We start from the raw sequence: 1468 nt of genomic DNA on the forward strand, positions 1-1468 counted from the left end.
GACAAATGTCGGGCAGTGGGACAGAGCCAGTGTCGGTTGCGCTATGTACTTCCCCGGGTCGGCAACAATGCGCGCCCGGAAATCCTCGATTTCTTTCGTCGTTGATGCCGGGCCGACAAGCATGCCGTAACCACCCGCACCATGCACTTCCTTGACCACCAATTCAGGCAGGTGCTCAAGCACGTATTTCAGATCATCAGGTTTGCGCAGCATCCAGGTCGGAACGTTGTTGAGTAACGACTCCTCGCCGAGATAGAAGCGCACCATTTCCGGCACATACGGGTAGATCGATTTGTCGTCCGCGACACCCGTGCCGATGGCATTGGCCAGCGTGACATTCCCGGCGCGATAGGCCGAGAGGAGACCGGGAACGCCAAGCATGGAGTCCTTGCGGAAGGCGAGCGGATCGAGGAAGTCGTCATCAAGCCGCCGGTAGATCACATCGACCCGCTGCGGGCCTTGCGTTGTGCGCATGAACACCGTCTCATCCCTGACGAAAAGGTCGCGGCCCTCGACCAGTTCAATGCCCATCTGCTGGGCAAGGAAGGTGTGTTCGAAATAGGCGCTGTTGTAGGCTCCGGGCGTAAGCAGCACGACGGTTGGATTGAGGACGCCCGCCGGTGCAACGGTACGCAGGTTCTCCAAAAGCATGTCCGGGTAGTGCTGTACTGGCGCAATTTTGTGCCGCGAGAAAAGCTCGGGGAAAAGCCGCATCATCATCTTGCGGTCTTCGATCATGTAGGACACGCCGGAGGGTACGCGCAGATTGTCCTCCAGGACGTAATACTCACCCTCGCCGGCCCTTACGAGGTCGACTCCGGCAATGTGCGCGTAGATGCCGGCCGGGACATCGACCCCCATCATCTCCGGGCGGAACTGCGCGTTGTTAAGCACTTGCTCGCGTGGGATGAGCCCTGCCTGAAGTATTTCCTGCTTGTGGTAGATGTCGTGCAGGAAGGCATTGAGTGTTTTTACCCGCTGGCGCAGCCCCGCCTGCAGCGCAGACCACTCGGCAGCCGGGATGATGCGCGGGATGATGTCGAAGGGAATCAGCCGTTCCTTGCCCTGATCCTGCGAGGACTCTTCGCCATATACAGCAAATGTGATACCGACGCGGTGAAAAGCGATATCGGCTTCGGCCCGCTTACGTGCGATTCGCTCGGGAGGTGTAGCCGCCAGCCAGTCTGCGTAGGCGCGATAGTGCGGCCGCAGGGCGCCCGCTGCGTCGTACATTTCGTTGAAGAAATCTTTGCTCATGATTTTTGCCGCTGCGGTGGGTTTGGAGAGTTACCAGCAGAAAGCATGCCAAACGTGAAACCCAGTAATACGGGCTTTCTGCGTGCACTGGCGTCGCGCCATGCACCATAGTTGTGCGGGCGCGCACCAAATGAGCAAGATTTCGCTGGCTAGGCTTGGGTTACGAAACCAAAGTGTTCGAATGGGCCACAGCTCCCAGCATGGTTATGAA

At 58.5% G+C, this 1468-nt stretch carries 1 protein-coding gene; it reads right to left on the reverse strand.

Annotated features, from left to right (window positions below; genetic code table 11):
• Positions 1–1257, reverse strand: a 1257-nt coding sequence (locus PROAA_RS09050) for a circularly permuted type 2 ATP-grasp protein (protein ID WP_186411035.1), incomplete at its 3' end; no start/stop codon positions are given.
• Positions 1258–1468 lie beyond the last annotated feature (211 nt).

The organism is Candidatus Propionivibrio aalborgensis, assembly GCF_900089945.1.
In the GTDB taxonomy this organism is placed as follows: domain Bacteria; phylum Pseudomonadota; class Gammaproteobacteria; order Burkholderiales; family Rhodocyclaceae; genus Propionivibrio; species Propionivibrio aalborgensis.